This is a genomic window from Streptomyces deserti (genome assembly GCF_054782695.1).
Window position 1 is genome coordinate 39284 of sequence record NZ_BAAGRZ010000010.1, and the last position, 19923, is coordinate 59206.

Consider the following 19923-nt stretch of genomic DNA (forward strand, 5'->3'; position numbering starts at 1 on the left):
GTCCTGGCAATGTGCCCACCCGGGCGGCCGGTGGTGCGGGCCCGACCTCGAAGAGCCGGGCCCCTCCTGACCTGCGTGTTCGTCAGATCAGGGACGTGGTGCCAAGGCGCCCGCTAGACGTTGAAGCGGAACTCCACGACGTCCCCGTCCTGCATGACGTAGTCCTTGCCCTCCATACGCGCCTTGCCCTTGGCGCGGGCCTCCGCGACCGAGCCCGCCGCCACCAGGTCGTCGAAGGAGATGACCTCCGCCTTGATGAAGCCCTTCTGGAAGTCGGTGTGGATGACACCGGCGGCCTCGGGGGCGGTGGCGCCCTTCTTGATGGTCCAGGCGCGGGATTCCTTCGGGCCGGCCGTCAGGTACGTCTGCAGGCCGAGGGTGTCGAAGCCGACGCGGGCGAGGGTGGCGAGGCCGGGCTCGTGCTGGCCGACGGACTCCAGGAGTTCGAGGGCCTCCTCGTCGGAGAGCTCGGCGAGGTCCGACTCCAGCTTGGCGTTGAGGAAGATCGCCTCGGCGGGGGCGACCAGGGCGCGCTGCTCGTTCTTGAAGTCCTCGTCGACCAGCTCGTCCTCGTCGACGTTGAAGACGTAGAGGAAGGGCTTCGTCGTCAGCAGGTGCAGGTCGTGGAGGAGTTCCGCGCGCTCGCTGCCCTGGACGATGCCGTGGCCGAAGAGCGTGTCGCCCTTCTCCAGGATCTCCTTGGCCTCCTCGACCGCCTTGACCTTCGGGGCGACGTCCTTCTTGATCCGCGACTCCTTCTGGAGGCGCGGCAGGACCTTCTCGATCGTCTGGAGGTCCGCCAGGATCAGCTCGGTGTTGATCGTCTCGATGTCGTCCTTGGGCGAGACCTTGCCGTCGACGTGGACGACGTTCTCGTCCTTGAAGGCTCGGATGACCTGGCAGATGGCGTCGGACTCGCGGATGTTCGCCAGGAACTTGTTGCCCAGGCCCTCGCCCTCGGAGGCGCCGCGCACGATGCCCGCGATGTCGACGAAGTCGACCGTCGCCGGGAGGATCCGCTCCGACTTGAAGATCTCGGCCAGCTTGGCGAGCCGGGCGTCGGGCACGCCCACGACGCCGACGTTGGGCTCGATGGTGGCGAACGGGTAGTTGGCCGCCAGCACGTCGTTCTTGGTCAGGGCGTTGAACAGGGTCGACTTGCCGACATTCGGCAGACCGACGATTCCGATCGTGAGCGACACGTTGCGACTTCCCGTACGTGAGGATGAGGACTGGCGGACGAGGACCGGCCGACTGGGCTGCGTGGGCCGATCCACCAGTCTACGGCGTGCCCCGTCGCGGCCCGGCGGCGTATCGAACGCCTGGCCAAGATCGGGCCCCGGCGTGTCAGACGGCCTATTCGGCACATAAACCGACCTAAGTTGGTCCAATGGAGCAACAAAGGACGCGACCCGCGCAGCACGGACTACGAAGCGACAGCCCGAGGCCGCCGTTGCCCCCGCAGGCGGGGCGGGGGGCGGGCGGTGGTGCGGTGCGGTCCGCCCGGCCGTCCGGCGCGGCGGCCCGGGGCATGGCCCAGCGACGTCCGGCACCGGTGCGGCGCACCGCTCCCCCGGCGGTACGGCGGATGCCGAACCCCCGGCTCACGGGGCTGGGCGGCGGGCTGTTCTGTGGTGTGGTGATGGTCCTGCTCGGGTGCCTCGACGCGGCGCTGTTCGGGGCGTCGCCGATCGTGTACGGCGTGCTGTTCCTGCCGGTGTGCGCGCTGACCGCGTTGTGGATGCGCAGGGGGGATCTGCTGACCGCGCCTGTCGTGGTGCCGATCGCCTTCGCGGTGGGGCTGGTGCCGGTGGCCGACGGCGACGGGGGGACCGGGAGCCGGCTGATGGGGCTGTTCACCGCGCTCGCCACGCAGGCGGGGTGGCTGTACGGGGGCACTCTGGTCGCGGGACTGATCGTGCTGGTCCGCAGGGTCCGGATGAACAGCCGCAGGAGGATCCCCGGACCCGGCCGCCCCGTCCGCTGACCCGGTTCCAACCCGACGGTTCTAACCCGGTTCGCTCTGAGTCGCCGCCCGCATCGCCGCTCCCACGATCCCCGCGTTGTTCCGCAGCTGCGCCGGGACGATCTCCGCCTTGATGCCGTGGATGTGGGGCAGGAACTTGTGGGCCTTGCGGCTGACGCCGCCGCCGATGATGAACAGCTCCGGGGAGAACAGCATCTCGACGTGGGCGAGGTACTTCTGCACGCGGTGCGCCGCCCAGTGCTCCCACGTCAGGTCGTGGTCCTCGCGGGCCTTGCTGGAGGCGCGCTTCTCCGCGTCGTGCCCGTCCAGCTCCAGGTGGCCCAGCTCGGTGTTGGGGACGAGGACGCCGTCGACGAACAGGGCGCTGCCGATGCCCGTGCCGAAGGTCAGCAGGATGACCGTGCCCTTGCGGTCCCGGCCGGCGCCGAAGTGCATCTCGGCGACGCCCGCCGCGTCCGCGTCGTTGAGCACCGTCACCGGCAGGCCGCCCAGCCGTTCGCCGAGCAGCACGCGCGCGTCTGTGTCGATCCAGCCCTTGTCGACGTTGGCCGCCGTACGGATCGTGGCGCCGCCGGTGACCACGCCCGGGAACGTGATCCCGACCGGCCCGGTCCAGCCGAAGTGCTCGACGACCTGCTTCACGCCGTCGGCCACCGCGTCGGGCGTGGCCGGGATCGGCGTGAGCACCTTGAAGCGCTCCGCCGCCAGGTCGCCCCTGTCCAGGTCCACCGGGGCGCCCTTGATCCCGGATCCACCGATGTCCACGCCGAAGATCTGCATGGCCCTACGTTACGGCGTAGGACTGACAGTCACGGCCGGGGGGCCGTTCCCGCCTGATCACTCCCCGGAATCCTCACCGGATCCGGCCCCGCCGCGCTGCGCCACCAGCGACGCCGCCTCCTCGCGCAGGTCGCGGCGCAGCTCCTTCGGCAGGGAGAAGGTGATGGACTCCTCGGCCGCCTTGACGATCTCCACGTCCTCGAAGCCGCGCCGGGCGAGCCACTCCAGCACCTGCTCGACGAGCACCTCGGGAACGGAGGCGCCGGAGGTGACGCCCACCGTCGACGCGCCCTCCAGCCAGGCCTCGTCGATCTCGTCGGCGAAGTCCACCAGGTACGCCTCGCGGGCGCCCGCCAGCTTGGCGACCTCGACCAGCCGCTTGGAGTTGGAGGAGTTCCGGGAGCCGACCACGATCACCAGGTCCGCCTCGGCGCCCATCTGCTTCACCGCGAGCTGACGGTTCTGCGTGGCGTAGCAGATGTCGTCGCTGGGCGGGGAGATCAGCTGCGGGAACTTCTCCTTCAGCGCGTCGACGGTCTCCATCGTCTCGTCGACGGACAGCGTGGTCTGGGACAGCCAGACGACCTTGGACGGGTCGCGGACCTCGACCTTGTCGACATCGCCCGGGCCGTCGACGAGCTGGATGTGATCGGGGGCCTCGCCGGAGGTGCCGATGACCTCCTCGTGGCCCTCGTGCCCGATCAGGAGGATGTCGTAGTCCTCCTGGGCGAACCGCACGGCTTCCTTGTGGACCTTGGTGACGAGCGGGCAGGTGGCGTCGATGGTGGCGAGCCGGCCGCGCTTGGCCTCCTCGTGCACGACGGGGGCCACGCCGTGCGCCGAGAACATCACGATGTTGCCCGGCGGGACCTCTTCCGTCCGCTCGACGAAGATGGCGCCCTTCTTCTCCAGGGTCTGCACGACGTACTTGTTGTGGACGATCTCGTGCCGGACGTAGACGGGAGCCCCGTACTGCTCCAGGGCTTTCTCGACGGCGATCACGGCGCGGTCCACACCCGCGCAGTAGCCCCGGGGGGCGGCGAGCAGGACACGGCGGCCAGGCGAAGCAGTCATGCCCCCCATCGTAAGGCCGCGTCAGGCGGGTCGAAGATCGCGTCCGGGTGCGGTCACAGGCCTTTCACCGCATCCGGCTGCGCACGGTGTTGTCGGTACCGGCCGCTACCCTCGCGGCATGGCTGTCAACACGTCTCCCGAATCCCCGCTGCCCGTCGGTGAGGTGTCACGGCTCATCGGCGGGTGGATCGACCGGCTCGGGGCGGTGTGGGTCGAGGGGCAGATCACGCAGTTGTCGCGGCGGCCGGGGGCCGGGGTCGTGTTTCTGACATTGCGGGATCCGTCGTACGACATCTCCGTGAGCGTCACCTGCTACCGGCAGGTGTTCGACGCCGTCGCGGATGTCGTCAGCGAGGGCGCCCGGGTCGTCGTACTCGCCAAGCCCGAGTGGTACGCCCCGCGCGGGCAGCTGTCGTTGCGGGCCGCCGAGATAAGGCCCGTCGGGGTCGGGGAGCTGCTCGCGCGGCTGGAGCAGCTGAAGAAGGCGCTGGCCAGGGAGGGGTTGTTCGCCCCGGAGCGGAAGAAGCCGCTGCCGTTCCTTCCGCAGCTCGTCGGGCTGGTCTGCGGGCGGGCCTCCGCCGCCGAGCGGGACGTCCTGGAGAACGCCCGGCACCGCTGGCCCGCCGTCCGCTTCGAAGTGCGCAACGTGGCCGTGCAGGGGGTGCACGCCGTGCCGCAGGTCGTGCAGGCCGTGAAGGACCTCGACGCGATCGACGACGTGGACGTGATCATCGTGGCGCGGGGCGGCGGGAGCGTGGAGGATCTGCTGCCGTTCTCCGACGAGCAGCTCATCCGCGCGGTCGCGGCCTGCCGTACGCCCGTCGTGTCCGCCATCGGGCACGAGCCCGACAACCCGCTGCTGGACTACGTGGCCGACCTGCGCGCCTCGACGCCGACCGACGCGGCCAAGAAGGTCGTCCCGGACGTGGGCGAGGAGTACGAGCGCGTGCGGCTGCTGCGGGACCGTGCGCGGCGGTGCGTCCAGGCGCTGATCGAGCGGGAGGAGCGCGGGCTCGCCCACGCGCTCGCCCGGCCCTCGATAGAGGATCCGCACCGGATGATCGACGTGCGGGCCGACGAGGTGGCGGCGCTGCTGGAGCGGGGCCAGCGCTGCCTGCGGCATCAGCTCGACCGCGCCGACTCCGAGCTGACGCACACGCACGCGCGCGTGGTGGCCCTCTCCCCCGCCGCGACCCTGAAACGCGGGTACGCCGTGCTGCAACGGTCCGACGGGCACGCGGTGCGCGCCCCGGACGAGGTGCAGGCCGGGGAAGCGCTGCGCGCGCGGGTGTCCGAGGGTGAGTTCACGGTACGAGTCGACGCATAGGGTGGGTGGATGACCAGCAACGTTGAGGAGAGCGCGGAGAGCGCGGAGACCGCGCAGACCGCGGGCGCGCCCGAGGCGCTCGGCTACGAGCAGGCCCGGGACGAGCTGATCGAGGTCGTACGGCGCCTGGAGGCGGGCGGTACGACGCTCGAGGAGTCCCTGGCGCTGTGGGAGCGCGGCGAGGAGCTGGCCAAGGTCTGCCGGCGCTGGCTGGAGGGGGCGCGGGCCCGGCTGGACGCGGCCCTGGCGGAGGAGGCCGAGGAGGCCGAGAAGGAAGGGGAGGCCGGGGGCGCCGAGTAGTTGCCCGCCGGTGCTGTGGTGCTCACCGGTGCTGTGGTTCTCGCCTGTGCTGGTGGTTCTCGCCTGCGCTGTGAAGCGGATCACCCCCTCCCCTTTTAATTGAACGTTGAACTTCCATCGCGTAGCGTCGGTGCCGTCAGCCGATCTTCCGGAACGACATCGCGAGAAAGTTCACCCATGTCCCTCGTTCTTGACCCCGCCGCCCAGGACCTGCTGTTCCGCGAGGCCCGTACCGCGAACACCTTCACCGACGAGCCGGTGACCGACGAGCAGGTGCAGGCGATCTACGACCTGGTCAAGTACGGTCCGACCGCCTTCAACCAGACCCCGCTGCGCATCACCCTGGTCCGCTCCCCCGAGGCCCGTGAGCGTCTGGTGAAGCACATGGCCGAGAGCAACCAGGCCAAGACGGCCACCGCCCCGCTGGTCGCGATCCTCTCCGCGGACAACGAGTTCCACGAGGAGCTGCCGCACCTCTTCCCGCACTTCCCGCAGGCCAAGGACGTCTTCTTCGCCGAGCGTCCGGCACGCGAGAACGCCGCCGCGCTCAACGCCGCCCTCCAGGCCGCGTACTTCATCATCGGCGTCCGCGCCGCGGGCCTGGCCGCCGGCCCGATGACGGGCGTCGACCTCGAGGGCGTCCGCAAGGAGTTCCTGGACGACGACCACACCCCACTGATGGTCGTCAACATCGGCCGGCCGGGCCCGGACGCCTGGTACCCGCGCTCGCCGCGCCTGGCGTACGACCAGGTCGTCACCACCGTCTGAGACACGCGGACAGGAAAAGGCCCCCGGCACACCGCCGGGGGCCTTTCGCCGTCCTGTGCGTACGGGCGTACGGGCCTCACTCCATCTTCAGCGCCTCGGCCATGCGCGTCAGTTCCGCGAACGACGCCGAGCCCGTCACGACCGTGGTCGAGCCCTCGGTGCCCTGGAGCACCAGCGCGTCGTACCGGTCGCCCTCGTAGCGCTGCCACGTCCGGCCGTCGACCTTCTGGGTGACCTTGGTCTCCTGCGCGCCCTGGCTCGCCTCGTCGATGAAGACGGCCGGCTTCTCGGTGGACTGCTCGATCGCCACGTACTGCCCCTCGGGGCTGTGGAAGCCCAGGTGCCAGGAGTCGAAGTCGTCGCCCTGGAAGCGGACGGAGGTCGCCTTCCAGCTCTGCGGCAGGCCCTCGGGCGCGGCGACCGGGTACGGCGCGGCGCGCCGCGCCGTGAGGAGCTCCACGCGGTAGTCGACCCTCTTGAGCTCGGGCTCGCGGTCGTCGTGCGGGATGAAGAGGTAGATCACCCCCGCCGCGAGCAGGATGACAGCCAGGGAGAGGACCATGTCCCGGGCCGACTTCTGCATGCCGTTCGTACCTGCCACGCCCCCTATCGTCGCAGGTCCCCGGAGTGCTCATCCGTGGGGGCCCCTGCTCATTTTGTCTGCCTGACGATAGAGTCGGCGACAACACCCTCATCCGGCCGTCGTCGTACAGAAAGGTGCGCTCCGATGACCGAGCATCATCACTTGCCGTCCGAACTGGATGTGCCCTCCGAGGCTCCCGACCGCAACCTCGCCCTGGAGCTGGTCCGGGTGACCGAAGCCGCGGCGATGGCCGCGGGCCGCTGGGTGGGGCGCGGGGACAAGAACGGCGCCGACGGTGCCGCGGTGCGCGCCATGCGGACCCTCGTGTCGACCGTCTCGATGAACGGCGTCGTCGTCATCGGGGAGGGCGAGAAGGACGAGGCCCCGATGCTCTTCAACGGGGAGCGCGTCGGCGACGGGACCGGTCCCGAGTGCGACATCGCCGTCGATCCGATCGACGGCACCACGCTGACCGCCAAGGGCATGACGAACGCGATCGCGGTGCTGGCCGCCGCCGAGCGGGGCTCGATGTTCGACCCGTCGGCCGTGTTCTACATGGACAAGCTGGTCACCGGGCCGGAGGCCGCCGACTTCGTCGACATCACCGCGCCGGTGTCCGTGAACATCCGCCGCGTCGCCAAGGCCAAGCGGTCCACGCCCGAGGACGTCACCGTGGTGATCCTCGACCGGCCCCGGCACGAGGACCTCATCAAGGAGATCCGGGAGACCGGCGCCCGCATCAAGCTGATCTCGGACGGCGACGTCGCCGGCTCCATCCTGGCGCTGCGCGAGGGCACCGGCATCGACCTGCTGCTCGGCATCGGCGGCACCCCCGAGGGCATCATCTCGGCCTGTGCCGTGAAGTGCCTGGGCGGCACCATCCAGGGCAAACTGTGGCCGAAGGACGACGAGGAGCGGCAGCGGGCGATCGACGCGGGGCACGACCTCGACCGCGTCCTGACCACCGACGACCTGGTCGCCGGCGACAACGTGTTCTTCGCGGCGACCGGCATCACCGACGGCGAGCTGCTGCGCGGGGTGCGCTACCGGTCCGAGACCGCCACGACCTCCTCGATCGTCATGCGGTCCAGGTCGGGCACGGTCCGCCGGATCGACTCCGAGCACCGGCTGAGCAAGCTGCGGGCGTACAGCGCGATCGACTTCGACAAGGCCAAGTAACTCCGCCGAGCGGGTCCGCGCGACCGTGGACTGACGCGCTCACCGGCGTTGAAAGGGCGCCCCCGGTGCGGAGGGGGCGCCCTTCGACGTACGTCCTAGCCGGCCGCCGCTATGCGGTCGGCTGCCCGGGCCGCCTTCTTCAGTTCCAGTTCGCGGCGGCGGCGCCGGGCCAGGACCACGCGGCGTTCGGCGGCCGTCAGGCCGCCCCAGACGCCGTACGGCTCGGGCTGGAGCAGCGCGTGCTCGCGGCACTCGACCATCACCGGACACCGTGCGCAGACCCGCTTCGCGGCCTCCTCGCGGGAGAGCCGGGCGGCGGTGGGTTCTTTGGAGGGTGCGAAGAACAGGCCGGCCTCGTCGCGGCGGCACACCGCCTCGGTGTGCCACGGGGCGTCTTGGTCCCTGTCTCGCGCTGGCACCCGCTGGGCCGGAACGGCAGCTACCTGCAGGGACGAATGCGGCGGTTGCAGCACGGTCTACTCCTGACGACGGCTTCGCGAGCGAGAGACGATGCAGCAAGGCCTACCCGCTGTACGCGCGCCTATGCACTGAGTTCCGAACCGCTGGACCCCCGGGGGAACCGTGCGCCGCCGTCGCCCGACCTGCCCGCTGCGAACCCGGTCCGCTTCACAACCGTCAACGGTCCATGTGTTTGCGCAAACTCTTGTCCACCTTGTGCTGCACGCGATCGAGGATGTCCGCCACGACCTTGCCGCGCTTGGCCCGCGCCTCGACGTTGCCGAGCACGGCCCAGCCGTCCACGTAGACCACGGGGGCTTCGGCGTCGGCCGAATCGAGCGTGTCCACCTCGAAGTTGCCGAGCACGCCGCCGCCCATGCCGCGCAGCGACACATTCTCCGGGACGCGGACCTCGACGTTGCCGAAGACCGAGACCGCCTTGACCACGACCTGCTGGTGGTCGAAGAGCGCCTCGCTGAGGTCGATCTCCACACTGCCGAAGATCGCGTACGCGTGGATGCGGCGCCCGGTGCGCCGGCGGCCCTTGCGGACGGCGGCGCTGAAGACCGCGACCACGTTGTCGTCGGGGTACACCGGGATCGCGCCGGCCGTGGGCCGGTACGGGGCCGGGGCGTGCGCCGGGGCGATGCGCTGCCGGTGGGCGACGGGCAGGTCCCGTATGAAGACGTCCAGCTCGCCGACCGTCTTGGCGTTCAACACCCCCTCGACCCGCTCGGCGTGCTCGTCCGCGGTGAGGCGGCCCTCCGCGATGGCCTCACGCAGGATGTCGGCGACGCGGTCGCGGTCGGCGTCCGAGGCGCGCAGTTCGGTGTGCTTCTGAAGGTCCACGGCAGCAGCGTACCCAAACGCGATAGATCGCGACTAGGGCTGTGGACAAGCCGTGGGGAACGAACTGAGCCTTACCTCACAAGCTCGCCGTCGGAGGCGGGTTCTACGCTGGTGGGCGCTGCCAATGGAGGCCAGCGGCCGTCTGTCGAGTGAGGAATGGGCGAGATGCCGACTAGTTCCCCCCCAACCCGCCCTGCGTTTGCGTACACCGATCTGCTCCCCATGGGAGAGGACACCACCCCCTACCGGCTGGTGACCTCCGAGGGTGTCTCCACGGTCGAGGGACCGGACGGGCGGACGTTCCTGAAGGTGGAGCCGGAGGCGCTGCGCAAGCTGGCCGAGGAGGCCATCCACGACATCCAGCACTACCTGCGCCCGGCCCACCTCGCGCAGCTGCGGCGCATCATCGACGACCCCGAGGCGAGCGCCAACGACAAGTTCGTCGCCCTGGACCTGCTGAAGAACGCGAACATCGCGGCGGCGGGCGTGCTCCCCATGTGCCAGGACACAGGTACGGCGATCGTCATGGGCAAGCGCGGGCAGAACGTCCTCACCGAGGGCGAGGACGAGAAGCACCTGTCGCGCGGCATCTTCGACGCCTACACCAAGCTCAACCTGCGCTACTCGCAGATGGCCCCGCTGACGATGTGGGAGGAGAAGAACACCGGCTCCAACCTCCCCGCGCAGATCGAGCTGTACGCGACCGACGGTGGCGCCTACAAGTTCCTGTTCATGGCGAAGGGCGGCGGCTCCGCCAACAAGTCGTTCCTGTACCAGGAGACGAAGGCCGTCCTGAACGAGGCCTCCATGATGAAGTTCCTGGAGGAGAAGATCCGTTCGCTGGGTACGGCCGCCTGCCCGCCGTACCACCTCGCGATCGTCGTCGGCGGTACGAGCGCCGAGTACGCGCTGAAGACCGCGAAGTACGCCTCCGCGCACTACCTGGACGAGATTCCGGCGGAGGGCTCGCCGCTCGGGCACGGCTTCCGGGACAAGGAGCTGGAGGAGAAGGTCTTCGAGCTGACGCAGAAGATCGGGATCGGGGCGCAGTTCGGCGGCAAGTACTTCTGCCACGACGTGCGGGTGGTCCGGCTTCCCCGGCACGGCGCGTCCTGCCCGGTCGCGATCGCGGTGTCCTGCTCCGCCGACCGCCAGGCGCTGGCGAAGATCACGCCCGAGGGCGTCTTCCTGGAGCAGCTGGAGAAGGACCCGGCGCGGTTCCTGCCGGACACGACGGACGAGCACCTGGAGTCGGAGGGCGACGTCGTCCGGATCGACCTCAACCAGCCGATGGAGGCCATCCTCGCCGAGCTGACCAAGTACCCGGTCAAGACCCGGCTGTCGCTCACCGGTCCGCTGGTCGTCGCCCGTGACATCGCGCACGCCAAGATCAAGGAGCGGCTGGACGCGGGCGAGGAGATGCCGCAGTACCTGAAGGACCACCCGGTGTACTACGCCGGTCCGGCCAAGACTCCCGAGGGGTACGCCTCCGGTTCCTTCGGCCCGACCACGGCCGGCCGCATGGACTCCTACGTGGAGCAGTTCCAGGCGGCGGGCGGCTCCAAGGTCATGCTCGCCAAGGGCAACCGCAGCAAGCAGGTCACGGACGCGTGTGCCGCGCACGGCGGCTTCTACCTGGGCTCCATCGGCGGCCCGGCGGCCCGCCTCGCCCAGGACTGCATCAAGAAGGTCGAGGTCGTCGAGTACGAGGAGCTCGGCATGGAGGCCGTCTGGAAGATCGAGGTCGAGGACTTTCCGGCGTTCATCGTCGTCGACGACAAGGGCAACGACTTCTTCCAGGACCCGGCGCCGCAGCCGACCTTCACGAGCATTCCGGTGCGCTCGTCCTGACCTGGCGGCTGCCGAAGGCAGCCGGGGACCGCAACCGGTGCGGGGCCGGGGCCGGCACCGGGGATCGCAACCGGTGCGGGCCCGGGGCCGGCGTAGTACGCCGGGTGCGGCGGGGGTTGTTCTCGCCCCCGCCGCCTCGTACCGCCCCACGTCTCATCCCGGCACCACGGGCCGGCGGCCCCGTTCGGCCGAGGCCCGGAACATCCACGCCACCTCGATCGCTGTAGCCGGTATGAGCGACGAATACCGCATCGAGCACGACTCCATGGGCGAGGTACGCGTCCCGGCGGACGCCAAGTGGCGGGCGCAGACGCAGCGCGCCGTCGAGAACTTCCCCATCTCGGGGCAGCGCATCGAACGCGCGCACATCGAGGCGCTGGCCCGGATCAAGGGCGCCGCGGCCAAGGTGAACGCGCGGCTCGGGGTGCTCGACAAGGACATCGCCGAGGCGATTCAGGAGGCGGCCCGGGAGGTCGCCGAGGGGAAGTGGGACGAGCACTTCCCCGTCGACGTGTTCCAGACGGGGTCCGGGACCTCGTCCAACATGAACACCAACGAGGTCGTCGCCACGCTGGCCAGTGAGCGGCTGGGCCGCGACGTGCATCCCAACGACCACGTCAACGCCTCGCAGTCCTCCAACGACGTCTTCCCGTCCTCCATCCACATCGCCGCCACCGCCGCCGTCACCCGCGACCTCGTCCCGGCCCTGGAGCACCTCGCGGCCTCACTGGAGCGCAAGGCGGAGGAGTTCGCCGACGTCGTGAAGTCGGGGCGTACGCATCTCATGGACGCCACACCCGTGACGCTGGGGCAGGAGTTCGGCGGGTACGCCGCCCAGGTGCGGTACGGCGTCGAGCGGCTCCAGGCCTCCCTCCCCCGGCTCGCCGAGCTGCCCCTCGGCGGCACGGCCGTCGGCACCGGCATCAACACCCCGCCCGGTTTCTCCGCCGCCGTCATCGAGGAGGTCGCCCGCGCCACCGGGCTGCCGCTCACCGAGGCCCGCAACCACTTCGAGGCGCAGGGCGCCCGGGACGGCATCGTCGAGACCAGCGGGCAGCTGCGGACCATCGCCGTCGGGCTGACGAAGATCGCGAACGATCTGCGGTGGATGTCCTCCGGGCCGCGGACCGGGCTCGCCGAGATCAACCTGCCCGACCTCCAGCCGGGGTCGTCGATCATGCCCGGCAAAGTCAATCCGGTCATTCCGGAAGCCGTGCTCATGGTCTGCGCGCAGGTCGTCGGCAACGACGCGACCGTCGCCACCGCCGGGGCCGCCGGCAACTTCGAGCTCAACGTGATGCTGCCGGTCATCGCGAAGAACGTGCTGGAGTCCATCCGGCTGCTCGCCAACGCCTCCCGGCTGCTGGCCGACCGCACCGTCGACGGCATCACCGCCAACCGGGAACGGGCCCGCGAGTACGCCGAGTCGTCACCGTCCGTCGTCACGCCGCTCAACAAGTACATCGGCTACGAGGAGGCCGCGAAGGTCGCCAAGAAGGCGCTGGCCGAGCGCAAGACGATCCGTCAGGTCGTCGTCGAGAGCGGGTACGTCGAGCGCGGCGACCTCACCGAGGCGCAGCTCGACGAGGCGCTGGATGTCCTGCGGATGACCCACCCGTAAAAGGTCGCGCCCCCTGGTCACGCCCGCGCGTGAACCGTGACACGCGCCGCAGCGTCGTATGCCCATGGCACCTAATATCTGTGCATGGCAGACGGTGGAGCGGTGAGACGCGTGGAAACGGGTGGTGCGGCGGGCTTCTGGGCGCCGGGGACACCGATCCTGTGGCGGTACCGGGAGAACGGCGGCGCGCGTTTCCACATCGCGCGCCCCGTTACCGTCGTTCGGGACGACGAAGAGCTGCTCGCCGTGTGGATGGCCCCCGGCACCGAGTGTGTGAAGCCGGTGCTCGCCGACGGAACTCCCGTGCATCTGGAGCCGCTGCGGTCCCGCTACACCAAGCCGCGGACCGTGCAGCGCGACCGGTGGTTCGGCACGGGTGTGCTGAAGCTGGCGCGGCCGGGTGAGCCGTGGTCGGTGTGGCTGTTCTGGGAGCCGGGCTGGCGGTTCAAGAACTGGTACGTGAACCTCGAGGAGCCGCTGGACCGTTGGGAGGGCGGGGTCGACTCCGAGGACCACTTCCTGGACATCTCCGTGCACCCCGACGGCAGTTGGCACTGGCGGGACGAGGACGAGTTCACGCAGGCCCAGCGGGACGGGCTGATGGACGACCGGCAGGCGGAACGGGTGCGGGCGGCGGGGCGTGCCGCGGTGGAGGTGATCCGCGCCTGGGGCCCGCCGTTCTCGGACGGCTGGCAGCACTGGCGCCCCGACCCGTCCTGGGCGGTACCGTCACTGCCGGAGGACTGGGATCGAACGCCCGCGCGTGTGTCCTCATGAGACCCTTGCTGCGCCCCCGGGCAAGAAACGTAGGATCGTCCTCCGCGAGGGCGCGCGGCGGCAACTACCGGAGCCCGCGCTGGGCTGACCGATCGTCACCGAGGGGCGGCAGGACGTGAGCGAGGGGCACGAGGGCAATACCGGTACAGACCGCGAGAGGTCCGCCGATTGCACAGGAACAACCTCTGACCACGCGGGAATTCCGTTCCTGGGGCACGTATTCCGGGTATCGGAGTTTCGGCGGGACGAACTGCACGCGCCGCGCGCAGACGCAGCCCCGGACGGATGGATTCGACACGCGTGACGGAGCAGCCGACCTTCGAGCGCCCCCAGCCGGGCGTCGACCCCGCGGATCTCCGCGGGGCACTCGTGCGTACCTCGACGCCGATGCACGCGCCCGGCGCGTCCGCCTTACCGGCACAGGCCCGCTCCGGCGGCGAGAGCACCGGTCCCGGCACGACGACGTCTCCGGGCACGACGGGTACGACCACGCAGAGCTCCGCCGCGCCGGGTACGGCCGGACCCCGCGACAAGGGCATGGACGGTATGAACCCCGCGAGCGACCCCGGCTCCGAGCACTCCCAGTCGGGTGCCGAGCAGACCGCCGAGCCCGACATCCATCGGCCGCGGCCGGTGCCCGAGGGCATTCCGGTGCAGCCGGCCGGCGAGCCCGACCAGCCGGCGCAGAGCCCCGACGGGCAGGAGCGGCGCACCGGCCAGGTGCTGCCGCCCGGCCGGCCGACGCCCATGCGGCGGGACGGGGACCGGCTGAGGTTCGTGGGCGCCGCGACCCGGCGGATCGCCCGCGGCATCGACCTCGACGAGATCGTGATGGGGCTGTGCCGGGCCACCGTGCCGACCTTCTCCGACGCGATCCTGGTCTATCTGCGCGACCCGCTGCCGGTCGGCGACGAGCGGCCCACCGGTCCGCTGGTGCTGCGGCTGCGCCGCACGGACCGGATCCCGGCCGAGCGCGACACCGAGAACGGCTTCATGCCGGCGGTCCAGCCGGAGCCGTCCGAGCTGGACTCGGTCGGCGGCGAGCTGTGCGAGGTGCGGCCCGGCAGCGCGCTCGCCGAGGTGCTGCGGGGCGTGCGGCCCGTTTTCACGGACGCCCCCGCCGCGCGGGCCGCGCTGCCCGAACTCCTCGGGGACGGCGGCGAGTTCGCCGTGCCCGGCGGACAGCGCGCGATCCTGGCCCCGCTGCGCGGCCGGCGCCGGGTGATCGGCGCGGCGCTGTTCCTGCGCCGCCCGGAGCGCATCCCCTTCGAGGCCGACGACCTGCTGGTCGCCGCCCAGCTCGCCACGCACAGCGCCCTCGGCATCGACAAGGCCGTGCTGTACGGCCGTGAGGCGTACATCGCGGACGAGTTGCAGCGCACCATGCTGCCCGAGACCCTGCCCCGCCCGACGGGCGTGCGGCTGGCGTCCCGCTATCTGCCGGCCGCGGAGACCGCGCGGGTCGGCGGCGACTGGTACGACGCGATCCCGCTGCCCGGCAGCCGGGTCGCCCTGGTCGTCGGCGACGTCATGGGCCACTCCATGACCTCGGCCGCGATCATGGGCCAGCTGCGGACGACGGCCCAGACCCTGGCCGGGCTCGACCTGCCGCCGCAGGAGGTCCTGCACCACCTCGACGAGCAGGCCCAGCGGCTCGGCGTGGACCGCATGGCGACCTGCCTGTACGCGGTCTACGACCCGGTCTCGCACCGCATCACCATCGCCAACGCCGGCCACCCGCCGCCCATCCTGCTGCACCTGGGCGGCCGGGCCGAGGTGCTGCGCGTGCCCGCGGGCGCCCCGATCGGCGTCGGCGGCGTCGACTTCGAGGCGGTGGAGCTGGACGCGCCCGCCGGGGCGACGCTCCTGCTCTACACCGACGGCCTGGTCGAGTCGCGTCTGAGGGATGTGTGGACCGGCATAGAGCAGCTGCGCGAGAAGCTCGCCGCGACCGCGCAGCTCACCGGCCCCGACCATCCGCCGCCCCTGGAAGCCCTGTGCGACGAGGTCCTCGACATGCTCGGCCCGGGCGACCGGGACGACGACATCGCGCTGCTCGCCGCCCGCTTCGACGGGATCGCGCCGAGCGACGTGGCGTACTGGTTCCTGGAGCCGGAGGACGCCGCCCCCGGGCGGGCCCGTCGCCTGGCCCGCAGGGCGCTCGCCCGCTGGGGCATGGAGGACCTCACCGACTCGGTGGAGCTGCTGGTCAGCGAGGTGGTGACCAACGCGGTGCGGTACGCGACCCGGCCGGTCACGCTCCGTCTGCTGCGCACCGACGTACTGCGCTGCGAGGTCGGCGACGACGTGCCGCAGCTGCCGCGGCTGCGGCAGGCCCGGGCGACGGACGAGGGCGGGCGTGGGCTGTACCTGGTGAACCGGCTGGCTCGGCGGTGGGGGGCCACCCGGCTGAGCACCGGGAAGGTGGTGTGGTTCGAGCTGAACCGCACATGACACCCCCGTTACACGACATCCCGTACACAGCGAAGGGCGCCCGGCGTGTGCCGGGCGCCCTTCGCGTCGCCTACTGCCCCCGGCTCGGGTCCGGCGGCTGCTCCGGGATGCCGAACGTGGGCGGTGCCGACGTCGTCGTTGGGGGACGGGTCGTCGGCGTCTGGGTCGGCGACTGGCTCGTCGGGGTCGGGGACGGGGTCTGCGTCGGCGGCTCGGACGTCGGGGCCTTGGTGGTCGGCTCCCGGGTCGGGGGCTCGGTCGTCGGCTGCCGGGTGGCCGTCGGCGTCCGGGTCGGCTGGACGGCCGCGCCCTGCTCGGTCTCCAGGTCGAACTTGCTGGTCTCCTTCATCACGCCGAAGGTGTACGCCGCCCAGATCTCCGCCGGGAAGCCACCGCCGTTGACGCGTTCCTCGCCGCCCGCGCCGTACATCGCGACCTGCGCGTAGGTCTTGGCGTCCTCGCCGAACAGGCCCACGGAGGTCACCAGGTCGGGCGTGTAGCCGGTGAACCAGGCCGACTTGTTGTTGTCGGACGTACCGGTCTTGCCCGCGACCTGCTGTCCGTCGCGCAGCGGGTTGTCCCGCACCGACCGCTGGGCCGTACCGTCGTCGACCACGCCGGTGAGCACCGACGTCACCGTGTCGGCGGCCTCACGGGTGATGACCTGGTCGCCGATCGGGTCGGGCATCGTGACCGTGCGGCTCAGGTGCTCCGCCGACTTGACGATGGTCGGGGTGACCTTCTCGCCGTGGTTGGCGAGGGTCGCGTAGACACCGGCCATCTCCAGGGGGCTCGCGCCCATGGAGCCCAGGGTCTGCGCGGGCACCGCCTGCATGCCCTTGGTCTCCATGCCGAGCTTGCCGGCGACGTCCACCACGTCGGTCATGCCGACGTCGACGCCCATCTGTGCGAAGACGGAGTTGACGGACTTGTTCATCGCCGTCTGGACGGTGATCTTGCCGTAGCTCCTGTCGTCCTCGTTCTCGGGGGCGAAGCCGACCTTCCTGCCGTTGTCGACGACCGGGCGCTTGCTCGTGCCGTCGTAGATCGTGTTGGCCCTGATCGGCGTGCCGTCCTGCGTCTGCGCGTTCTCCTCCAGGGCCGCGGCGAGGATGACCGGCTTGAAGGTGGAGGCGGGCTGGTAGTCGTCGCGGGTGGCGTTGTTCGTGTAGTGCTTGAGGTAGTCCACGCCGCCGTACATCGCGACGACCGCGCCCGTCTTCGGGTCGACGGACACCGCGCCGGCCTGGACGTTGGCGTCGACCTTGCGCTTCTTCGGTTCGAGCTTGCTGGTCAGCTGCGTCCTGACGGCCTTCTCCAGGGCCGCCTGCTTCTTCTTGTCGATGTTGAGCGTGATGGTCCAGCCGCCGGCGCTGACCATCCCCTCGGCCTCCTTGGCGTTGGCGGCGGCGCCCTCGGCGATCAGCTGCCGCTCCAGCGCGGCGTTGGCCGCGCTCACCAGATAGCCCTTCTGACCCTCCAGGCCGGGGTCGCCCTTGGGCGGATCGGGCACCGGGAACTTCATCGCGTCGCGCTCGGACCGGCTGAGCCAGCCCTCCTCGACCATGTTGTCCAGGACGTAGTTCCAGCGGGCCTTCACCAGCTTCTTACCGGCCTCGGAGGCGACCGCCCAGTCGTACTGGCTCGGCGCCTGGAGCAGCGCGGCGAGATAGGCGCCCTGCGGGACCGTGAGGTCCTCGGCGTCGGTGCGGTAGTAGGCCTGGGCGGCGGCCTGGATGCCGTAGGCGTTGCGGCCGTAGTAGCTGGTGTTGATGTAGCCGGCGAGGATGTAGTCCTTGGACTTCTCCCGGTCCAGCTTCAGGGAGATGATCAGTTCCTTCAGCTTGCGGGTGACGGTCTGTTCCTGGGACAGGTAGTAGTTCTTGACGTACTGCTGGGTGATCGTGGAGCCGCCCTGCGCGCCCTTGCCGGTGAGCGTGTTGAACAGGCCGCGGGCGGTGCCCTTGATGTCGACGCCCGCGTCCTTGAAGAAGGTCTTGTTCTCGGCCGCGACGAAGGTGTACCGGACGTCCTTGGGGACCTTCGCCAGGTCGACGACCTCGCGGTTGACCTCGCCGTCGCGGGCCATCATCGTGCCGTCGCGGTACTTGTAGATGTTGCTCTGGCGCTTGGCGTCGGCGTTCCCCGCGGGGATGTCGATCACCATGTACAGCACGACGAAGGCACCCATGCCGAGCAGGCACATCCCGAAGAACGTGCCGAGGATCTTCTTCCAGGTGAACAGCCTGCGTATGCCGCTTCTGCCGCCGCCTCTGGCCGCTCTGCGGGCCGCGGCACGGCCTCCGACGCCGGCCGACGGCGTACCGGACGAGCGCCTGGGCGCCGCGCGGCGGCCGGCGCTCTGTCGCGCGCGTCTCTCTTCCGCTCGTCCCATGGGTCCGTTCCGCTCCGTTCCGCTCCGCTTCGCTCACGTGTGGCCGTACGTCACACAGGTTCGCCGCTCAGGTCAGCTCAGAAAGCTAACACCGGGAGATATGACAAAGGTCCGTCGATCCGGTCTTTTACGGACGTGACAATCAGCACCCGTCCCAACGGAACCGACGTCCGAGAGGGGTTCAGGGTTGCCGGAACGCGGTAAAGTGATATCACTTAGCTAGACCGAAGCTATGGATCGAGCTGTGCCGTACGACGACGTGCGGCGAGCAGTACGAGAAACGGGGATCCGCATGTCCACACACGACTCCCAGCTCACGGCCGACGTGCCCGAGATGCCGGCCCCACGCGTGCGGGAGATTCCCGCGCACAGCATCGGCGGCGGGCTGGCGCTGCTGCTCGGCCTGGTCGGCCTGCTGGCCGGCACCGGGATGGTCGCGGCCGCCACGACGGTCTCCGCGACCGGCGCCAAGGCCGCGCTGATCATCGTCGGCATCCTGGTCGGACTCGCGGCCTTCCTGGCCATGTGCGGCCTGAACATGGTGGCGCCGGGCGAGGCCCGGGTCGTGCAACTCTTCGGCCGGTACCGGGGAACGATCCGGCAGGACGGCCTGCGCTGGGTGAACCCCCTCACCTCGCGCACCAAGATCTCGACGCGGGTCCGCAACCACGAGACCGCCGTCCTGAAGGTCAACGACGCCTACGGCAACCCGATCGAGCTCGCCGCGGTCGTGGTGTGGAAGGTCGAGGACACCGCCCAGGCGATCTTCGAAGTGGACGACTACATCGAGTTCGTCTCCACCCAGACCGAGGCGGCCGTGCGGCACATCGCCATCGAGTACCCCTACGACGCCCACGACGAGGACGGCCTGTCGCTGCGCGGCAACGCCGAGGAGATCACCGAGAAGCTCGCCGCCGAGCTGCACGCGCGCGTGGAGGCGGCCGGTGTGCAGATCATCGAGTCCCGCTTCACACACCTCGCGTACGCTCCCGAGATCGCCTCGGCGATGCTCCAGCGGCAGCAGGCCGGGGCGGTCGTCGCGGCGCGGCGGCAGATCGTGGAGGGTGCCGTGGGCATGGTCGAGTCGGCGCTCGCCCGGATCACCGAGCAGGACATCGTGGAGCTGGACTCCGAACGGAAGGCGGCGATGGTGTCGAACCTGATGGTGGTGCTGTGCGGGGACCGCTCCGCGCAGCCAGTCCTCAACACCGGGACGCTCTACCAGTGAGCACCTCCTCCGAGGGTTCGTCGCCGCAGCGTCGGCCGCAGCAGCGCAAGCAGGTGCTGCTGCGGCTGGACCCGCTGGTGTACGAGGCGCTGGCGCGGTGGGCGAGCGATGAGCTGCGCTCGGCCAACGCGCAGATCGAGTTCCTGCTGCGCAGGGCGCTGGCGGAGGCGGGGCGCCTGCCGCGGGAGACCGGACCACTGCCGCGCCGCGGCCGACCGCCCGGGGAGTCCCCCGGGCGTCAGTGACACAACCGTGACAATCGGTCCCCACCTGCACCGCCGTACACCCCGC

At 70.5% G+C, this 19923-nt stretch carries 18 protein-coding genes; 11 read left to right on the top strand and 7 right to left on the bottom strand.

The window, feature by feature from the left end; all coding sequences use genetic code 11:
* Nucleotides 1–113: 113 nt before the first annotated feature.
* Nucleotides 114–1202, bottom strand: a complete 1089-nt coding sequence (gene ychF / locus ACYVMZ_RS18800) for a redox-regulated ATPase YchF (protein ID WP_461081016.1) — start codon at nt 1200–1202, stop codon at nt 114–116.
* Nucleotides 1203–1390: 188 nt separating this feature from the next.
* Here ychF and ACYVMZ_RS18805 point away from each other — a divergent pair, with 188 nt between their 5' ends.
* On the top strand, nt 1391–1987 hold the full coding sequence (locus tag ACYVMZ_RS18805; protein WP_461081018.1) for a DUF6542 domain-containing protein: 597 nt from the start codon (nt 1391–1393) through the stop codon (nt 1985–1987).
* A 21-nt stretch (nt 1988–2008) separates the two neighbouring features.
* On the opposite strand, the gene ppgK is transcribed toward ACYVMZ_RS18805, so the two are convergent.
* Nucleotides 2009–2767, bottom strand: coding sequence for a polyphosphate--glucose phosphotransferase (gene ppgK / locus ACYVMZ_RS18810; protein ID WP_461081020.1), 759 nt, complete (start codon nt 2765–2767; stop codon nt 2009–2011).
* A 57-nt stretch (nt 2768–2824) separates the two neighbouring features.
* Nucleotides 2825–3850: a 4-hydroxy-3-methylbut-2-enyl diphosphate reductase gene (locus ACYVMZ_RS18815; protein ID WP_461081022.1), complete on the bottom strand. Its 1026-nt coding sequence runs from the start codon at nt 3848–3850 to the stop codon at nt 2825–2827.
* A gap of 109 nt (nt 3851–3959) precedes the next feature.
* Between ACYVMZ_RS18815 and xseA the strand changes: the two genes are divergently transcribed.
* From xseA to ACYVMZ_RS18830, 3 genes are all read left to right on the top strand, one after another.
* Nucleotides 3960–5168 carry an exodeoxyribonuclease VII large subunit gene (xseA, locus tag ACYVMZ_RS18820; protein WP_461081024.1) on the top strand — a complete coding sequence of 403 codons (1209 nt, stop codon included), beginning with the start codon at nt 3960–3962 and terminating at the stop codon, nt 5166–5168.
* A gap of 9 nt (nt 5169–5177) precedes the next feature.
* On the top strand, nt 5178–5468 hold the full coding sequence (locus ACYVMZ_RS18825) for an exodeoxyribonuclease VII small subunit (protein WP_461081026.1): 291 nt from the start codon (nt 5178–5180) through the stop codon (nt 5466–5468).
* Nucleotides 5469–5645: 177 nt separating this feature from the next.
* Nucleotides 5646–6236 (top strand): malonic semialdehyde reductase, encoded by a 591-nt coding sequence (locus ACYVMZ_RS18830; RefSeq protein WP_461081028.1) that lies wholly within the window; start codon nt 5646–5648, stop codon nt 6234–6236.
* Nucleotides 6237–6312: 76 nt separating this feature from the next.
* Here the strand turns inward: ACYVMZ_RS18830 and ACYVMZ_RS18835 are convergent, their stop codons facing one another.
* Nucleotides 6313–6837: a DUF4245 domain-containing protein gene (locus ACYVMZ_RS18835; protein WP_461081030.1), complete on the bottom strand. Its 525-nt coding sequence runs from the start codon at nt 6835–6837 to the stop codon at nt 6313–6315.
* Between the two features lie 126 nt (nt 6838–6963).
* Between ACYVMZ_RS18835 and glpX the strand changes: the two genes are divergently transcribed.
* Nucleotides 6964–7998 (top strand): class II fructose-bisphosphatase, encoded by a 1035-nt coding sequence (gene glpX, locus ACYVMZ_RS18840; protein ID WP_461081032.1) that lies wholly within the window; start codon nt 6964–6966, stop codon nt 7996–7998.
* Nucleotides 7999–8093: 95 nt separating this feature from the next.
* On the opposite strand, the gene ACYVMZ_RS18845 is transcribed toward glpX, so the two are convergent.
* Together ACYVMZ_RS18845 and ACYVMZ_RS18850 are read right to left on the bottom strand one after the other, a co-directional pair.
* Nucleotides 8094–8471 (bottom strand): WhiB family transcriptional regulator, encoded by a 378-nt coding sequence (locus ACYVMZ_RS18845; RefSeq protein ID WP_461081034.1) that lies wholly within the window; start codon nt 8469–8471, stop codon nt 8094–8096.
* Nucleotides 8472–8634: 163 nt separating this feature from the next.
* Nucleotides 8635–9306 carry a DUF1707 SHOCT-like domain-containing protein gene (locus ACYVMZ_RS18850; RefSeq protein WP_461081036.1) on the bottom strand — a complete coding sequence of 224 codons (672 nt, stop codon included), beginning with the start codon at nt 9304–9306 and terminating at the stop codon, nt 8635–8637.
* 165 nt (nt 9307–9471) lie between these two features.
* Here ACYVMZ_RS18850 and ACYVMZ_RS18855 point away from each other — a divergent pair, with 165 nt between their 5' ends.
* The 4 genes from ACYVMZ_RS18855 to ACYVMZ_RS18870 all read left to right on the top strand — a co-directional run bounded on the left by ACYVMZ_RS18855 (nt 9472) and on the right by ACYVMZ_RS18870 (nt 16009).
* Nucleotides 9472–11157 carry a fumarate hydratase gene (locus ACYVMZ_RS18855; protein WP_461081038.1) on the top strand — a complete coding sequence of 562 codons (1686 nt, stop codon included), beginning with the start codon at nt 9472–9474 and terminating at the stop codon, nt 11155–11157.
* A gap of 232 nt (nt 11158–11389) precedes the next feature.
* Nucleotides 11390–12778, top strand: coding sequence for a class II fumarate hydratase (locus ACYVMZ_RS18860; protein WP_461081040.1), 1389 nt, complete (start codon nt 11390–11392; stop codon nt 12776–12778).
* Between the two features lie 84 nt (nt 12779–12862).
* Nucleotides 12863–13555 carry a cytidylyl-2-hydroxypropylphosphonate hydrolase gene (fomD, locus tag ACYVMZ_RS18865; protein ID WP_461081042.1) on the top strand — a complete coding sequence of 231 codons (693 nt, stop codon included), beginning with the start codon at nt 12863–12865 and terminating at the stop codon, nt 13553–13555.
* Nucleotides 13556–13840: 285 nt separating this feature from the next.
* Nucleotides 13841–16009, top strand: a complete 2169-nt coding sequence (locus ACYVMZ_RS18870; protein ID WP_461081044.1) for a SpoIIE family protein phosphatase — start codon at nt 13841–13843, stop codon at nt 16007–16009.
* Nucleotides 16010–16079: 70 nt separating this feature from the next.
* On the opposite strand, the gene ACYVMZ_RS18875 is transcribed toward ACYVMZ_RS18870, so the two are convergent.
* The gene (locus tag ACYVMZ_RS18875; protein ID WP_461081046.1) at nt 16080–18404 is read right to left on the bottom strand and encodes a transglycosylase domain-containing protein; all 2325 of its coding nucleotides are present in this window, start codon (nt 18402–18404) and stop codon (nt 16080–16082) included.
* 292 nt (nt 18405–18696) lie between these two features.
* Here ACYVMZ_RS18875 and ACYVMZ_RS18880 point away from each other — a divergent pair, with 292 nt between their 5' ends.
* Both ACYVMZ_RS18880 and ACYVMZ_RS18885 read left to right on the top strand, forming a co-directional pair.
* Nucleotides 18697–19632, top strand: a complete 936-nt coding sequence (locus ACYVMZ_RS18880) for an SPFH domain-containing protein (RefSeq protein ID WP_461081048.1) — start codon at nt 18697–18699, stop codon at nt 19630–19632.
* Entirely contained in the window at nt 19629–19877 is a 249-nt protein-coding gene (locus ACYVMZ_RS18885; protein WP_461081050.1) for a type II toxin-antitoxin system antitoxin, read from the top strand. The genes ACYVMZ_RS18880 and ACYVMZ_RS18885 overlap by 4 nt, the downstream gene beginning before the upstream one ends.
* The last annotated feature ends 46 nt before the right edge of the window (nt 19878–19923 follow it).